This window comes from Spirochaetae bacterium HGW-Spirochaetae-1, assembly GCA_002839375.1.
Lineage (GTDB): Bacteria > Spirochaetota > UBA4802 > UBA4802 > UBA5550 > PGXY01.
In genome coordinates this window covers 342,539-359,014 of sequence record PGXY01000004.1, presented here as the reverse complement: position 1 = coordinate 359,014, position 16,476 = coordinate 342,539, and the positions used below count along the sequence as shown (strand labels likewise).

Annotated in this window: 13 protein-coding genes; 3 read left to right on the top strand and 10 right to left on the bottom strand. The window is 48.4% G+C overall.

The features are described from left to right. The first annotated feature begins 10 nt into the window (after positions 1–10). Positions 11–1,363 carry a hypothetical protein gene (locus CVV44_09455; GenBank protein PKL39082.1) on the top strand — a complete coding sequence of 451 codons (1,353 nt, stop codon included), beginning with the start codon at positions 11–13 and terminating at the stop codon, positions 1,361–1,363. A gap of 10 nt (positions 1,364–1,373) precedes the next feature. On the opposite strand, the gene CVV44_09450 is transcribed toward CVV44_09455, so the two are convergent. The 8 genes from CVV44_09450 to CVV44_09415 form a co-directional block, all read right to left on the bottom strand. Beyond that, complete coding sequence (locus CVV44_09450; GenBank protein ID PKL39081.1) at positions 1,374–2,300, bottom strand: multidrug ABC transporter ATP-binding protein; 927 nt, start codon at positions 2,298–2,300, stop codon at positions 1,374–1,376. 2 nt (positions 2,301–2,302) lie between these two features. Continuing rightward, positions 2,303–3,460: an ABC transporter permease gene (locus CVV44_09445; GenBank protein PKL39080.1), complete on the bottom strand. Its 1,158-nt coding sequence runs from the start codon at positions 3,458–3,460 to the stop codon at positions 2,303–2,305. A gap of 14 nt (positions 3,461–3,474) precedes the next feature. Next, a complete protein-coding gene (locus CVV44_09440; GenBank protein PKL39079.1) occupies positions 3,475–4,623 on the bottom strand; it encodes a hypothetical protein in 1,149 nt (382 codons plus the stop codon). Further along, the gene (locus CVV44_09435) at positions 4,620–5,543 is read right to left on the bottom strand and encodes a multidrug ABC transporter ATP-binding protein (GenBank protein PKL39078.1); all 924 of its coding nucleotides are present in this window, start codon (positions 5,541–5,543) and stop codon (positions 4,620–4,622) included. Before CVV44_09435 ends, CVV44_09440 begins: the two co-directional genes overlap by 4 nt. Then, complete coding sequence (locus CVV44_09430) at positions 5,540–6,346, bottom strand: hypothetical protein (protein PKL39077.1); 807 nt, start codon at positions 6,344–6,346, stop codon at positions 5,540–5,542. The genes CVV44_09435 and CVV44_09430 overlap by 4 nt, the downstream gene beginning before the upstream one ends. Then, a complete protein-coding gene (locus CVV44_09425; protein PKL39076.1) occupies positions 6,343–7,746 on the bottom strand; it encodes a hypothetical protein in 1,404 nt (467 codons plus the stop codon). Before CVV44_09425 ends, CVV44_09430 begins: the two co-directional genes overlap by 4 nt. After that, positions 7,746–8,375, bottom strand: coding sequence for a hypothetical protein (locus CVV44_09420; GenBank protein ID PKL39075.1), 630 nt, complete (start codon positions 8,373–8,375; stop codon positions 7,746–7,748). Before CVV44_09420 ends, CVV44_09425 begins: the two co-directional genes overlap by 1 nt. A gap of 249 nt (positions 8,376–8,624) precedes the next feature. Continuing rightward, the gene (locus tag CVV44_09415) at positions 8,625–9,869 is read right to left on the bottom strand and encodes a hypothetical protein (GenBank protein ID PKL39074.1); all 1,245 of its coding nucleotides are present in this window, start codon (positions 9,867–9,869) and stop codon (positions 8,625–8,627) included. 275 nt (positions 9,870–10,144) lie between these two features. Between CVV44_09415 and CVV44_09410 the strand changes: the two genes are divergently transcribed. Beyond that, complete coding sequence (locus CVV44_09410) at positions 10,145–13,312, top strand: hypothetical protein (protein ID PKL39073.1); 3,168 nt, start codon at positions 10,145–10,147, stop codon at positions 13,310–13,312. Positions 13,313–13,384: 72 nt separating this feature from the next. Continuing rightward, positions 13,385–14,149: a hypothetical protein gene (locus CVV44_09405; GenBank protein ID PKL39072.1), complete on the top strand. Its 765-nt coding sequence runs from the start codon at positions 13,385–13,387 to the stop codon at positions 14,147–14,149. Here CVV44_09405 and CVV44_09400 read toward each other — a convergent pair. Both CVV44_09400 and CVV44_09395 read right to left on the bottom strand, forming a co-directional pair. Next, positions 14,146–15,498 carry a hypothetical protein gene (locus CVV44_09400; GenBank protein ID PKL39071.1) on the bottom strand — a complete coding sequence of 451 codons (1,353 nt, stop codon included), beginning with the start codon at positions 15,496–15,498 and terminating at the stop codon, positions 14,146–14,148. The two genes, CVV44_09405 and CVV44_09400, sit on opposite strands and share 4 nt — an antisense overlap. A 12-nt stretch (positions 15,499–15,510) precedes the next feature. Further along, complete coding sequence (locus CVV44_09395) at positions 15,511–16,368, bottom strand: hypothetical protein (GenBank protein PKL39070.1); 858 nt, start codon at positions 16,366–16,368, stop codon at positions 15,511–15,513. Positions 16,369–16,476 lie beyond the last annotated feature (108 nt).

Genomic DNA, 16,476 nt, shown 5'->3' with positions numbered 1-16,476 from the left:
GAGGAAACCCATGTTTCAAACACTTGAGAACTTTTTCCTACGAAGATTTAAGGACAGCTCGATAGATGTTCAGCTTAAGGCAAGAACATTGATGTACTACATGTTCATCAGCGCCCTGCTTCTTCTTCCTGAAATGATAGCCAGCTCTATGCGGGGATTCAAAGCCGTCGATTATGTATTCCGAATAAGTCTTTATGTCATGCTGATCTTCGTTCTGCTGCTTCTTCGTGCCGGGAAATACCGTATGGCTTCCTACGCCATTGTTTACGGCTCCCACCTGCCCACCATGCTCTTAGTGTACGCAAACAGGACCGGCGGTTCGGTAACCCCCATCCTCTTCATGGTAATGATTGTCCTGGCTGCCCTTTTCAGCGATATAATCACCATCGCTGTCATATCCCTATCCTCAGTCATCATGACCATCGTGGTTCTCAACCAGGCAGATCTTGAATCCGTTATCAGGTCTACACAGATAACCGTTTATGCCTCCGTAATCTCCTTTGTAACGCTCATCTGCATCCTCATCATCCGCATTATGAAAACTGCCATTTCCGATTCACTGCAGAAAAGGCAGGACATGGAAGATATCATGAAAAACCAGGATAATCTTATCCGGTCCATGGGCGATATGATCGGCAGGCTCGCCGAGGCCTCGAACCAGATAAACGCCACATCAACCCAGCTTAGTGACGGCGCCAATTCCCAGGCTTCCAACGTGGAACAGATATCATCATCCTCTCAGGAGATGGCGGCCATGGTAAAACAGACAGCCGGCAACATGCGGAAAACCGACAGTATAGCCGTTGAGACAACCCGGAAGGCCGAAGAAGGCGGCATCGTCATCGGTGAAACCATCGAGGCGATAAATAAGATATCAAAGCGGATCAGCATCATAGAAGACATAGCCTATCAGACCAATCTCCTCGCCCTGAACGCCGCCATCGAGGCCGCACGGGCCGGTGAAAGCGGGAGGGGGTTTGCCGTTGTAGCGGGCGAGGTGCGCAAACTGGCGGAAAAGAGCCAGAATGCATCAAAAGAAATAAGCGAGCTGGCCCAACACAGTGTCGGCGTTTCCGGTCAGGCCCGTGTGCTGCTTAATGATATCTTCGACAGCATACGAAAAACGGCTTCCCTGGTCCAGGAGGTGAATTCTGCCACGGAAGAGCTGGATACGGGGATCGAACAGGTGAGCGCCGGCATGGACCAGTTGAACCAGATCAGTCAGAACAACGCGGCCATCTCAGAGGAGCTGTCATCGCTTTCCACGGTGCTCAATAAAAATGCCGAGGAGATTCAGTCCGTCATGAAATCCCTGTACAGGGCCGATACTAGCGGAACTGCTGTTGTGGTAAAAGGATCTTAGATTATCCCCATCACAGACCATAATTCCTTGAATGGACAACGAAAACATCCTCCAGGGAGGGCCTGATTTTCCGTATCATGATACGCTTGCCATCCTTTTCCTCTAAGAGGGAACGAATGCGCTGCGTTATTCCCCGACCGTCCTTTACTATAATGTGTATATCTGTTCCGAAAAGTGCAGCCTCCTGGACAAAATCCTGCCGGGAAAGAATCTCAAAGGTATCAAGAAATGAATCGCTCCGGATGAGAAAAACATCACTGGGAATTGTATTTTTCAGGCTGTCGGGCGTATCCAGGGCAATGATGGTTCCGGCTATAATGAGGGCTATCCGGTCACAATGCTCCGCCTCATCCATATAATGCGTTGTCACGAAAATGGTCTTGCCCTGGGCTGAAAAGGCGTATATCTGTTCCCAGAATGTCCGGCGCATGAGGGGGTCAACTCCCGATGTCGGTTCATCGAGGAATAGAACCGGCGGATCATGGATTATGGCCGTTCCCAGTGACAGCCGCTGTTTTATACCGCCGGGAAGATTTTTAACCAATGAGTCACGTCGTTCTTCCAGACCCACCATATCAATAACGAATTCCATCCTCTCCCTGAGCCTCGCTCCCTGCAGCCCATAGATGCTGCCGAAAAACTCGAGGTTCTCCTTTACCGATAGATCGTCATACAGTGAAAAACGCTGGGACATGTACCCGATTATTTTTTTGATCTCCTCCTGCTGGTCCATGATGTCCATGCCGGCAACATGCCCCTCGCCGGAAGAGGGCATGAGGAGGCCGCAGAGCATTTTAATTGTGGTGCTTTTCCCGGCGCCGTTGGGACCCAGAAAACCGAATATCTCGCCTTTTTTGACCGAAAAACTCACATTGTTCACGGCGGTGAAATCGCCAAAGGTCCGTGTCAGGTTTCGTACATCAACGGAATATTCCATTGTCAGGCCATCCTCTTGCTGTATCGTTTAACGCTCATGAACAGGAGCGTTGCTCCAAGGAGAAGTAAAAGAAAAAGATCCTTCCATAATATCATGATGTTGCCTCCCTTCAGAAAAACAGAACGTATTATCGTCATAAAATACCGCAGTGGATTTAAATAGGTTACGAGCTGGATGCTTTCCGGCATGGAATATATGGGGAAAACGAATCCTGAGAGCAGCATGGCGGGTAAAAAAAACAAAAATGAAGAGAGCATGGCCTGCTGCTGTGTCGTCGAGATAGTGGAAATATAAAGCCCTACGGCCAGCGTTGAAAGAATGAATACAACGCCGCTGAAGAGCAGAAAAATAAAACTGCCCTGAAAGGGGACATTGAACCATGTAATTGCCAGGAATACTATAATGCAGATGTCGACAAAAGCCACCAGTGCAAAGGGGATCATCTTCCCCAGGATATACTCAAGGGGGCGCAGGGGAGACACGTTAATCTGCTCAATGGTCCCTGATTCCCTTTCTTTGACAATGGACATGGATGTTACCATAATGGTTAACAGCGCGATGAGCAGCCCGATAACGCCGGGAAGAAAGAAATTTCTGCTGGTAAGATCCTGATTGAAAAATATTCTCTGCTCCAGATTGATACTACCGGGCATTTTCCGGCCCGCAGCCCCTTGCTGCAGAACGGCCAGCCTGATCCTGTCCTTCATGAAATCCTGGGTGCGGGCCAGAATCACGGCATTGATATATGAAATAATCACCGAAGCCCGGCTTGAGTCTGAACCGTCAATGATCACCTGCGCACCGGCAGTAAGGCCCTTTCTTATATTACGTGAAAAGCCCCTCTCGATCTGCATGAAAAAATCAATATCTCCCCGGTCCAGCATCTCTACGGCCTTTGCCGGGGAATCAACATAGGCGTAGAACTCAAAAGTAGGCGATGATGTGAAGGCGCTTATGAAATCCCTGCTCATGGCGGTCCTGTCCCCGTCTATTACGGCCATCCTTACCTCGTTTACATCGGTATTAACGGCGTATCCGAAGAGCATGAGCATGATAATGGGGGGCCCGACAATCATGGCCCGCATACGCGGATCCCGGAAAAGCTGCTTGAATTCCTTTTTCAGCATGCTCCGGACATTCATGGGATTTATAAAGTTCATTATTCCCCTACCCCTCAATCATTGATCGTAAGCCTGAATTTCCGGATTCCAATAAGCACGGCCACCACGGCGAAGACCGCCATGAAAACAATCTGGGTTGCAAGAAGCGACGCGGCCGTTCCTTTCAGGACAATTCCCTTGATTATGGTTATCATATATTTTGCCGGGATGAGATAGGTGATTGCCTGGATTACCATAGGCATATTCTGAATGGGAAAAACAAATCCTGAAAGGATGAATGACGGGAGATAGGTCACCACCACGGCGGCCTGTATGGAAAGGACCTGTACCTTCGTAACCGAGGATATCAGTATCCCCAGGGTGGAAGTGCCGATAAGAAAAAGCACCGAGAGCAGCAGCAGTTCAATAAAGCTGCCTCTCAGGTAAATGCCGAAGAAAAAATATCCCACAAGAAACGTCATAACCACATCGAAGGTCCCTATTATGAGATAGGGGATGAGCTTCCCGGTCATCACCTCAAAGGGTCGTACCGGCGTTGTAATGAGGGTCTCCATGGTACCCCGCTCCCACTCGCGCGATATAGTCAGCGACGTAATTAGGGCCGAAATGATAGCAAGGATGATGACGATAATTCCCGGAATAATCAGGTTCTTACTCTGCAACTCCTCGTTATACCAGACACGGCTCCTGACATCCAGGGGTAGGCGCAGTTTTGATATTCCGGCGCGATTCAGGCCTTTCATCTGCACATCCAGATTGAATTCCATAAGAATGGCCTGTACATATCCTGCCGCCACCGTAGAAGACATGGAATCGGAACCATCCACCAGAAGTTGCAGTTTTGCTTTTCGACCGGCCTTTACTCGCCGCGTAAAGTCAGGAGGAATTACCAGGGCCAGGGAAGCCTCGCCGCTGTTCAGAAGCTTATCAATCTCTTTGTAAGTCTTAGCATAGCCGTGTATCTGCAGATACTCCGTGTGTGAAAATTTTTCGATCATCTGCCGAGAAAAGGCGGTTCTGTCCTGGTCCATGATCGTTATGGAAACATGCTTAACATCCATATTAAGAGCATAGCCAAAAAGCACAACCAGCAGAGCCGGTGCGATGAGCGATAGTATGAGGCTGCGGGCATCACGCCGGATCTGTATCCATTCCTTATCTGCCAGGGCCATGATCCTCTGCAAAGATCTGACTGCTTTCATGACAGTGATTCCTCCCTCACGATGACTTCCACAAAGGTGTCCTCCAGGGAAGGAGCAATGGTCCGTATTTCCCTGACGGTAATTCCCTTTGCTTTAAGCAGGGACTCTATTGCCTTTTTATAGCGCTGTGCATTGCCGACAAAAATACGCAGCGACTCCCCGCTCCTGATGATCTTCCTGTATTCCTTCACTGTCCTGAGAACCTCCTCGGCCTCCCGGGGCCTGTCGCAGAGTATCTCCAGGAGGTACTCGCCGATCATCATCCTTACCTCACGGGGCTCACCGATGCGAATGAATTTACCCTGGTACATGAGGGCCACACGACTGCAGCGTTCCGCCTCGTCGAGATAGGCCGTGCTCACCACGATGGTCACGCCGTCGCTGAGCAGCTCATAGAGTATCTTCCAGAATTCTCTCCGGGACACGGGATCGACTCCGTTGGTAGGTTCATCCAGGAGAATAAGACGGGGCCTGTGGACCAGGCAGCAGGCCAGGCCCAGCTTCTGTTTCATCCCGCCTGAAAGTTTTCCCGCCAGTCTGTCGCTGAAGGGCCCCAGGCTGCTGAAACCATAGAGCACGGGAAGGCGTTCCCTGATCTGCTTTTTCTTCAGCCCGAAGAGCCTGCCGAAAAAAAAGATATTTTCCTCAACAGTGAGGTCTTCGTAAAGACCGAAACGCTGCGGCATGTAGGCAATCATCTCCTTGACGGTATTCTGGTTCCGGAAAATATCCATACCATCAATACTAATATTCCCCTCTTCGGGAACCAGTATTGTTGACAACATGCGAAGAATCGTACTCTTGCCGGCGCCATCGGGACCCACTATGCCAAAAATTTCCCCTCTGCGCACGTCAAAATCCAGGGAGGAAACGGCTCGCAGGTCCCCGAATGATTTTGTTAATGATCGAACGGCGATCACTTCTCTTCTCCCAAAATGATTTCCGCATCGGCCGGCATCCCGGGCTTCAGGGATATGCCGGGGTTTTCCACGGCTATCTTCACGGCGAAGACGAGCTTCACGCGTTCCTCTTTTGTCTGGATTGTCTTGGGAGTAAACTCCGCCTTGTTGGCTATGGAAACAACCTTCCCGCTGAAATTTCTGTCTTTGAATGAATCAACGGTTATAACGGCCTTCTGACCAAGTTTTACCCTCCCGATCCGTTTTTCCTGCACATATATCTTTATCCACGGCCTCGTAAGATCGGCCAGGGTGATTACCGGCGTGCCCGGAAAGGCCAGTTCTCCTACTTCAAGGTTTCTCTCCAATATGGTTGCATTGACGGGAGAATAGATAACAGCCTGTTCAATGGTTGCAGCAACATACTCATAGTTGGCCCTGGCGACACGATAGACCATTTCTGCGTTATCCAGATCCTTTTTGGAAATTGAACCGGTGGCATTCAGATCCCGTACCCGCTTCAGGTTTTTTTCCGCATTATTCATATTGGCCACGGCAGAAAGACGCTGAGCGTCAAGTTCATCATAGGCAAGTTTCACCAGCAGTCCTCCCTCCTTCACCGTGTCGCCTTCCTCGTGGGGAAGAGCCATGACCCTGCCGGCTATCTTTGAGGCGATCTCAATTTCCGTTACCTCAATGGTTCCGCTGCCCTTTATAGTGTTGCCGTTTTCTCCCAGGTCCCTGAACACTTCGAAGTAAAGGGTCGCCCCGGTGATGATGATTATGGCTATGGCCAGTGGAACAAATTTTTTATTTATTTTCATTTCGAATCCTCCCGGAATAATACTGTATCACTGTTAACACCGATTTCCCTGTTCAGTTCCGCCCTGCTCATGTAATAATCATAGAGGGCCTTCACGTATCCTGTTCTGGCACTCGTGAGGGCCAGTTCGGCATTGAGAAGATCGGCATTTTTTATTACGCCGGCTCTGTAGCTTTCCCTGGCAATCCGAAGTCCCTCTTCCGCGGTCTCCAGGTTCTTCTCCTGGCTCAGGATCGTTTCATAGGACGTACTCAGCCTGCCAAAACTGGTACGTATGGTTATCCCCGTCAGCCGCTGTATCTGCAGTAGTTTCTGTTCTGTCTCCTGTATCTTCTCACGTTCCTCCCGTTCAAGGGCACGCTGAGAATCAAAGGGTATCAGGGTTCCCCACCGGTATGTCGCCGCAAAACGAACCTGCCAGGTATCCTGCCAGTCCTTTGATCCGGTAATCTGCGAAAGGTCCGGTGAAGGTCCCCCTCCCAGGTTAATATTAACGGGATTAGGAAGCTGATATGTTTTTCCATAGTATCCGGAAACAGAAAAGGTAGGCCACAGATACGATGACTGGTGGACTTTTCGTGAATGATTCAGGGCATCCTTCTGAAGAGATACCTGCAAAACCTCAGGTCTGTTTTTCATAGCTGCGTTTATCAGCCCGGGTATTACAGACTCTTCAGCTGGGAGCCTGATGGTGCTCTTATCAACATCATCAATTTTTACCGTATATGTAATGGCATTAAATCCCAGATGATAATTAAATATTTCCAGGGCTGTCCTGTAATTATTTTCGGCTTCACGCATAACAGGCTCCTGATTCTGCAGCTGTACCTGGGCCTGGAGCAGCTCGAACCTGGGCACGCTGCCGGTCTGATACATCCTCCGCACATCCTTCAGGTTTTCCCGCAGTACCTGCAGGGAATTACTTCGCAGGGTGACTGTCTCTCCTGTCAGGATGGCGTCAAAATAGCCCTTGATTACATTGAATTCCACTTCGTGCCTGATCCTGCGCAGTTCCTCTTTTGCCAGAGCATATCCCGCATGAGACTGCTTCAATGAATGATAAAAGGCGCCGGGATTTATGCCGAAGCGGAGTTGTATGAACTTCAGATCATACTGACCGTCACTGAGACTCATGGGTCCGGTGTCTGCGCCCTGCCTCAGGATGGAGGCCTCCGATTCCAGGGCCGGCAGAAGCTGGCCCCAGACGGCATTGACTTTTTCATCGGCCTCCTCCAGTCTGTGAGAGGCAATTTTGTAATCCTGATTATTTCCCAATGCTATGATCACGGCCTCATCAACGGAAATGGCGGGCTTCTCCTGTGCCGTTGCCGCTTTGACATTATATGACAGTATCAATGCCGTTATTATAACGAACAGGGCTTTCCTCTTCAGCATAAGCATCACCTCTTATCGACGAAAATTCCGCCGGAATATATTTTGAGCAGATTTTCCGCGTACTTGTTTATAAAATCTTCCTGAAATATCAGGTCCGCGATGGCGGTATCCCTGATGGTAGTCCTGAGCATGTTAAAAAAAACAACAGAACCCATAAGCTGCAGCATGGTATAGAGAGGATGAATATCGGCAAATAGTCCTTTCTTTTTACCGCTGGTGAACATATCCATTACATTTTTCATGACCGGCTGCAAAAGAATAGGGACCGTTATTTTTTTGAAATACTTTCCTCCCGAGGCAATCTCACGAAGCATGATCTTGATATAGTTCTCATCCAGGCTGCCCATATAGGACGAATATCCCCGCAGCAGGCGCTCAAAATCCGCTACGGATTCAGGGTTTTCAGGTATCAATGGGCTGATGGTATCATAAATACCCGACACAATTCTCTTGACGATGTGCTCATAGAGGGCCTCCTTCCCTTTAAAATGGTAATATATCATGGCCTTGTTTATCTTCGCTTTTTGCGCGATACGGTCTATTCTGGCTCCCTCAAAGCCAAATTGAGAAAATTCCATAATTGCCCCTTTTTCGATCTTCTCAAAAGTGTTGTCCTCTTCCATCATCCCCCTCATAACTAACTATTTAGTTAGATTGTACTGAAAAGACTATTTATCGTCAAGTGCTCTGCTCATAAAATATGTATTATTAATAAAAAAAATGGAATACTATCTGGTGAAGATTTATAAGTCGCACTTTTGAAGCTTTGATTTTACATTCAGTCTGTTAATGTAAAAATAAATAACCCCTTCCGGATAAGTCCCATTTTATAAAAGGACGGGAAGGGGTTATGTAATATAGCACCGCTGTCGGCGAAATCAGAACTATTTATTCAATTTTACCACAAGCACCAGCTTATTGGGATAGCTCTCCTTTACCTGGATGTTATATCCCATATTGCCCGCTTTTGCTACGAGTTCATCGGCAAAGTCATTGGTTTTACCGGCGAAATAGAGCTCCAGTTTTGCTGCCTTCCCGGCCTGTCCCTTGGGATTCACATTTTTCACCCCGCGGATACGCTGTGCCAGGTCATTCCTGAATTTCGTCAGATCATTATATTCCAGCCCTGAGACCAGAAGATTGATCTGGCGCTCCGAGGCTGCCTTGACAAAACTGTTGGTTATGGTTTCCATGAAGGGCCCGATGGAAAACTTGCCCGTATCGGGGTCGGTTTTACCCAGGATAAGCTGGAAAACCTTCTCTATGGCCTTTTTGGATGCCGTGTCATTATCGATATGGACTCCCGGGGCATTCCTGCTGATGGTGGCGATGATGCGGCCCGTATACACATCGATGGCTTTGAGGCGGACAATGGCCGATTTTGACTTCATGTTCGTGGCGCCGTAAGCGCTGAGGGCGGCTGACTGGTCATTAGTCTGGGCCGTTCCTATGATGATTACTTCAGCTCCCACGTCATTGAGCAGAAGGTCCTGGACATCATCGCTGACCTGGCCGTTCATGGCCCTGGTCATTTTCTGCCGGTCACGCTTCATGAGCTGCTGGGTCATCCCCGCATCGACAAACTCGAATCCCGAGTTACCCATGATCTCCTGAATGATCATTTCCGTTTCGGTGAAACCGGGCATCTGCTTTTTCCCTTCAAAGGTCTCCTGGATCAGCACCATAAATTTGGGCCGACCGTAGGTATTCAGGATATCGGCTATGGCATCGGCTACTGCCGTGGGCTCCACCGTTCCTTCGAGTGTTACGAAATACTCCGAACCGGCCTGCCACTGCTTTATGATCTTGTCATGCTTGACCAGACCGATTGACTTGGCTTCCACGATGCTTTCCACCAGCTCGAAGTTCTTCATGATGCTTCTGCCTTCGATGGTTTCACCCAGAACCTGACGCACCAGCTTGCTCTTGGCGTCATCGGTGGCGCGGTCCCTGGCCAGGGCCGTATCGCTGTCATAAATAGTAGCATAACCCGTGGCCTGACCCCGGTTCGCCGGAAGCGTTTGCTTTGAGGAAGACGATTTGCTGCCCTTGGTCTGCTTACCGCCTCCGCATGAAACAGTCCCTGCGACTAAAAAAATACTGAGTATGATGACAAGTCCTTTTTTCATTATCAACTCTCCTGCCCGACAATGTTATAGATTAAAATATCCAGGAGTTAATATACTCATTAAAAGGTGTTTGAGTCAATGTATTTTCAGGTTTATTGATTTAAAATTAACTCCATAATATGAGTGCCGGTACAGTATAAATTGGTTGCAATTCCCTCCGGCATATTATTCCATGAATACTGAATACTGCCCTTCAAGGGCTTTTCAGGGGATTTCTCCCTGTTACTTCATTCTCAAATCAGCGGCAACAGTCAGATTGAAACAGGATAATCATCGTGGAACAGGACAAAAACCTTTTACAGAGCATCAAGCTGGAAATCAGCAGAAATTTCAAGCTGGTACCCTACGAACGCCTGGCCTTTCACAAGATATTGGGTATGCTGAAAACCGATATCGGCGTGAGCATCCTTCTCAAGGAGCTGGAAAAGGGCCCCGATATACGTGAAAGCGCCCTGGCCATTTTTACGGACATCCCCAAACCGCAGATCCTGACGGCCATAAAGCCTCTGCTGGCGAAAAGTCTGACTGACAATGAAAAAATCTTCATACTCGACCATATCCAGAAATACGGAAGCGCCGATGATGTGCCCGAGGTCATGTCATTCATCCAGGAGCAGAATGCGGAAACTGTGTCACGGCTTATTCTCACCAAAGCCTTCAGGGTGATCCAGACCATAGGAGCGCAGTCCGATGAAGTGATGCATTTCCTCATTAATATGATAGACACTCCGGAACCCCATATCCACTTTCAATGCGAGGCTATATTGTCTCTGTCATCTTTCAGGATCATTTCCGTTCTCGAGGAAATACTGAAAATGAACAATGACACACTGAGCTATTATGTATACCGGACCATCGCGGACATGAACAATCAGCTCAATATCGCCGCGGGACGAGCCATGGGTTCCGATGAAACCGATCTGTATACGTACTCGACAAGCCAGACCGACGAAGACAAAATAATATTGGATATCCGCGTCCTCCTGGGTAAGATGTCTCCGCGTTTCGAGAATTATTCAACGGGAACAAAAGTGGCCTTCATTACCGCCATGGTCTCATGCAATCACCGGGAATACCTCATCTATGTCATGAAAGCTCTTACCTCGAAAAACACCGAGCTCATCAGCATGACGCTGTACGCGCTCAACACGAACATCGAAAAACTCAAGGACCCGGACAAGCTCTTCAGAAATCTCATCGCCCTATCGACCGAATCACAGCGTGACAATGAACTCATTGTTGAGATGTTTATTAAATTTTTCACTGGAATCGGTGAGGAAAGAAAATATCATATTCTTAAAGACAAGCTTTTCAGTTATATCGTGGTGACGCTGGAATCTTATTTTGAAACCTACCGCAAGGAATACATGATCAGGAGTGTCGCGGAAAAGAGCTATCCCGAGAGTTTCCAGATGCTGAGAAAATTTATTCTGGAGAACATGACACCGGAACTGAAGAAACGGACGATCTATTTTCTCTCATCGGACGAATCGAGAAACACGCACCTGATCATAAAGGATTATGCGGGCTGGATACCCTTCATCGGCGAACATGAAAAGGAACAGCTCCATCATCTTATAGAAATTCTTTTCGATGATGATAAAAAATCCAGGGAAAATTCCGCGTCGCGCATCGAGGATATTGAGTTCGAAAAACGATATCTCCGCAACAGGATTCTGCGGCTCTGCAATATCATCGCCCTTCTTCATATTGAGGAAGCCGCATCCCCGCTGGTGAACATCTATAACTACCTGAAAAAATATCCCGACCAGGACCTTATACATACCATAATTCAGACCCTTGCCATACTCAATTATTCCTACATGCTGGGCGAGATAGAGATACTCCTGACTACGGGCGTCCCCGAAGAACAGTTAAAGGCGCTTGGGCTCATCTCGTTCTACACGGAACAACGCTCCCTGAATATTCTCTTTGAGTTTCTACAGACAAGGGTCACGGAGGAATCGGGAATCATAGAAACTGCACTGGAAATAATGCTCGAACGTGACATCGTCAACAACATGACGGCGAACCAGATATTCAAAAAAATAATAGAGAATAACACGATGCAGTCGATACGCAACCAGGCCATTCTCGGCCTGGGGAAATGCGGTTTTGACGGCGATATAGACTATCTCAATGAACTCTTTTTCACCATGAACAACAGCGAAGGCAAGGATATGATCGTCCGCGCCATGGGGGAAATTATATTCACCTCGGAAAAATACAACAAGCGGCAGGTGACCCGTTATTTCCATGAATACCTGAAAGATCCGGGAATACGGGTCAGGATATACTCGTGCCTCTGCCTTATAAAAATGGGTGATAACGAGGCCCTTCGCTCCATACGCGACATGCTCATCATCAAGAACAAGATAATACAGCGGGATATTCTCACCATCCTGGGAGAGCTCCGTTCCATCGAGTTTTCCTTTTTCCTGGTATCTCTCCTCAAAGAGGAATACGGCATGAGCGACGACATAACAGCCGTGCTGAAACTGCTGCCCGAAGAGGACCTGAAGGAAATCGACGGGTTCATCGTCAACATTTTCAGGAAATTCGAGGCTCCCGATTTCGGTGACCTGAATCTCACGGAAACAAAACAGACCATACGGGTCGACAACCTGAAACACGATACCGTCACCATCGTTAACATAAACGTCATTGGCGAGGACCAGAAACTCAAGGGCTCCAGCGTGGCCCAGATGATAAGAATGAACCTCCGTGTAAAATCCTTTATCTCCTCGGCCATCACCGAACACCGTGGAATCATATCGCGCATAACAAATGAACAGATCACATCATACTTCAATGATCCCGCCGACGCCGTCAATGCCTCCCTGAGGATCGTTGAGAACATAAAGTCTTACAGCTCGGGCAAAATTTTTAAAAACCGCATCCATGTCCTCAACCAGATCATAACGGTCCCAGTGGACCGTATCGGCGACGAACTGGTGCATTATCCTTCGTATATAATCGATCCGGTTCTGGACAAAACGCTGTACGATATTGTAATCATCGATGAAAGCACCTGGTCCATGGTGAAGGAGCGCTTCGCCGGCAAGATCATATCCGAACTGCTCTTCAGCAGCACCGTGTCAGCAGTGAAGCATTACGAGATCAGCAGTCCCGTTAATTTTAAGGACTATGCCGAATCGGTGCTGGACAGCCTCTTCAGGGACCGCGAGACAAAAAAGCATCTGGAGGAGGAACTGGAGACGGAGCTGAAAAACATTCGCCGGGGGGGACGGTCCACGTCGTCGGCGGCAGTGACCCGCGACCTGGAAAACCTGGGGAACCTGCTCCTGGATCATCTCAACGAGATCGAAAAATATGTGCAGCGCCGCTCCACGGACCGTGAGCTGAACCGGAACCTGCGGAAGATGCTGGTCAATGTCTACAATATGTACAAGGTGGAGATCTCGCGGCTCATCATTGAATAAAGTACTTGCACTTTATTTGAGCATGATATCACTTGGCTGAAAACATTCTAACCATTCTCGGGAGATCCGTTAATGAAAAGCTTTTATATCAAAGCCCTCATATTTATAGTTTTAATCGGTCTCATATCCTGTGCAAGTATACACTCGGGATATTACGCAGAGCAGATTGATGATAATGGCAGGGTTATAAACAAGAAAAAAACGGATATAGGTTTAGTTGTCAGTGCGAAGGAAGACACTGATTTATCCAGTAAATACTTCGGTCTTGTTAATCTTACCTTTGAAAATAAATCACAGGGCTGGATCAGAATAAAGAAAGTAACTATAGATTTTTTTTCCGAAGTGGCAAATGAAAATGTTAAATTTACCTCAGGTAATGACCTTGCCCTTTGGCAGGAAGCTATAATAAAAAGAAATGAGATACGTGAGCACAACAGGGATATGTTCCTTGCCTCAGTAGCCATTATCGGTACAACAGTTGCCATGAGCAGCGACAACAAAGCCTTAAAAGCGGCAGGCGCATTCACAGGACTGGGCGCTTTAACCTCACTGACAGTCAATGAATACAATAAAGTGCTGCATAATATCGAGAACGCGAAAATATTTCCCAGGAATCACCTGTTCGCAGAAGAATTTGTTGTTCCGCCGGGATTGTTCTCCAAGAAGTGGGTTCTTCTCAATACAACGAACCACAGGAAAACCGGCTTCCTGAATTTTTTTCTTATCACCTATGAAACTGATGACGGGAAGAAAGAAACAATCAAACTGCAATTCCGTTCTTCAGGCACAATTACTGAATGGCAAAAGGAAGTTCAATATAATCACGTAGAAGATTAGTACGTAACCGAAGCCCCCAGCATACACTCCAGTATGACACCATGACTGCTATCCTGAACAATTCCCCTGTAGGCGTCACCGGGGAAGAAGGCCGCAGCAGACGCTGTTACTGACAACACCTCGCGGTATTTATATTCGGCTTCCAGGTCGCACTCATCGCCGTACCAGGTGGAAGATGAACCGTTCCATGATATGTTTTTCAATGTGCGGACATGCACCGCTCCCAGTTTAACCAGCACGGCGTTGAAAAGGGTGTACTGAAACTTCAGGCCCTGGCCTGCCAGGCCGTACCAGCTCGATTCACCGCTTCCCCGGATGGCGAGGCCGCCCGTATTATCCACGGCTATGAGTGAAAAGCCGTGACTTGCCTTGATATCCTGGAATGATCCGCCCGATGCGGCATCGCGCGGATCTCCCGTGGCCCCTTCGGCAGCCAGGGATACCTGCAGGTCGCGCCATTTCCAGGCAGCCTCGAATTCCCACAGGCAGGCCAGGATATCGGTACGGATAAAGGGCTCATCGGTATATTCAGCTTTTGTTCTGATATACCCGGCATTGAGTATAGCACCGAATTTAAGATTGAAATCATTGATAATGTATTTATTGTGTATCCCCAGCCAATGGAGGGTCGATTGCCTTCCATCATCGATAAAATAATGCGTGAGAAAATCAGGGTCTTCATCACCCGATGATGTGTACCGGTCCACCTCCAGAACATAATAGACCTGCGATTCCAGGTCCTGGAGAAGGGCCAGGTCGCCGCCGAAAATGAAAATATTGTCATCGGCGTAGCTGGGAATGTCCGTGGTGTCGTTATATCCCGTGTCGGCATCATCAAAGGCTCGTATGAGGGACACATAGAGCTTCAGCCTTTTATTCAGCAGATCGTGCTGATACCGGAGCCCCGTGGCGTCCCGGGCCAGTATATATCCTCCCGGCAGACTGAAGGGCATAAGCCCCAGGGAAAACTCCATGTTCTCACCGGGCCTGAAAAGGGCATAAACATCGCGGGTGACCAGGTTGGTACCGCCCTGCCCCATGGCGAAGTCATCGTGGCCGAACTTAGAACTGATATCAAAAACCGAGCGTATCTCCAGTTCGGGTAGGACGCTGATATAGATGCGGTTCCGGAAAAAAAGGTCTTCGTAGTTCACCTGCTCAAAATCGCCGGACCCGGGAAAATAACCAGGAATCTTTATGCTGCTCCCGGTGTACCAGGTGCGCATGCGCATGTAACCCGAGAGCGTCAGCTTCTCCAGGAGGGGATCCAGCTGCGCCGCGGAAATATCCCCCATAAAAACTGAAATAAAAAGAAAAAGTATGATACTTACTCTGTACGATTGTTTCATCATTCACCATGTTTATCTGCTATTGTATGTATTCAGCCATTCATCGATAAGACCCTGCCGGATCAGTTCGGCAATGAATAGATTGATCTGGTTTTTCAGGACCGTGTCCCCGAAAGGGAGACCGATACAGATGGCCTCGGTCTGTTTGCCGCCCTGCAGAAGACGGAAGGAACCCCTGAACTGTGCGCTGGTATTGTACAGGTACTGCAGATAGAGAGAATCGTGAACAAAGGCATCAACCTTTCCCTTTTCCAGCAGTGCAACACCCTCTTCATTCTTTTCTATAAGGGTGATTGACATGGAGGGGAATTGTTCGTTCAGAAGCATCTCGTAGGAACTTCCCTTCTTGACGGCAAAAGTGAAACGGGACAGGTTCTTCAGGTCCCAGATGGTATTGATGGGGTTCTGTTCAAATTCATCACCAAAGCGGCGCTGCGGCAGGGCCCGGTTGTTCACCAGGACGCCGGGCGTTACCGTAAGATAGGGGTCGGAAAACCATATGGTCCTTCCCCGCTGCAGGTTCCGGGAAAATCCGGCAATGACAATATCCACCTGATTTTTCTCCAGGGCCGTTACATACTCCGACACCTTGAGAGACACAAGAGATACTTTTACTCCCAGGAACTCTCCCAGCTTCCTGGCCATCATCACCTCGACCCCTTCTTTACCACTGTCAAAGTTCAGGGGAGGGTAATGCAGGGACACGCCGATGCGGAGTTCTCCACGGGAAATTATTTTTCCGTATACATCGGCGGACGCGGCCTGCAGGGGAAGCAGCGTTGAAATAATCCCACATGCCGAAAAGAGTATGAGCAGCAATTTCTTTTTCAACGGAACGACCTCTCTCTGATTGTATTGCCGGCATGGAATATGACAGCGGAGAACGGAAAAATCCGCCGGGAACCGGCACTAGGTTTTATCATGCCTGAAAACGGACTTTTATGCAAGCAGGAAAATGAAAAAAGTCGCAGGTATTAT

Bases quoted from the DNA above. Each gene is read 5' to 3' on its own strand.
- CVV44_09445 (PKL39080.1), bottom strand. From the start codon at position 3,460: ATGAACTTTATAAATCCCATGAATGTCCGGAGCATGCTGAAAAAGGAA.
- CVV44_09430 (PKL39077.1), bottom strand. From the start codon at position 6,346: ATGAAAATAAATAAAAAATTTGTTCCACTGGCCATAGCCATAATCATC.
- CVV44_09415 (PKL39074.1), bottom strand. From the start codon at position 9,869: ATGAAAAAAGGACTTGTCATCATACTCAGTATTTTTTTAGTCGCAGGG.
- CVV44_09440 (PKL39079.1), bottom strand. From the start codon at position 4,623: ATGAAAGCAGTCAGATCTTTGCAGAGGATCATGGCCCTGGCAGATAAG.
- CVV44_09455 (PKL39082.1), top strand. From the start codon at position 11: ATGTTTCAAACACTTGAGAACTTTTTCCTACGAAGATTTAAGGACAGC.
- CVV44_09450 (PKL39081.1), bottom strand. From the start codon at position 2,300: ATGGAATATTCCGTTGATGTACGAAACCTGACACGGACCTTTGGCGAT.
- CVV44_09420 (PKL39075.1), bottom strand. From the start codon at position 8,375: ATGAGGGGGATGATGGAAGAGGACAACACTTTTGAGAAGATCGAAAAA.
- CVV44_09400 (PKL39071.1), bottom strand. From the start codon at position 15,498: ATGAAACAATCGTACAGAGTAAGTATCATACTTTTTCTTTTTATTTCA.
- CVV44_09405 (PKL39072.1), top strand. From the start codon at position 13,385: ATGAAAAGCTTTTATATCAAAGCCCTCATATTTATAGTTTTAATCGGT.
- CVV44_09425 (PKL39076.1), bottom strand. From the start codon at position 7,746: ATGCTTATGCTGAAGAGGAAAGCCCTGTTCGTTATAATAACGGCATTG.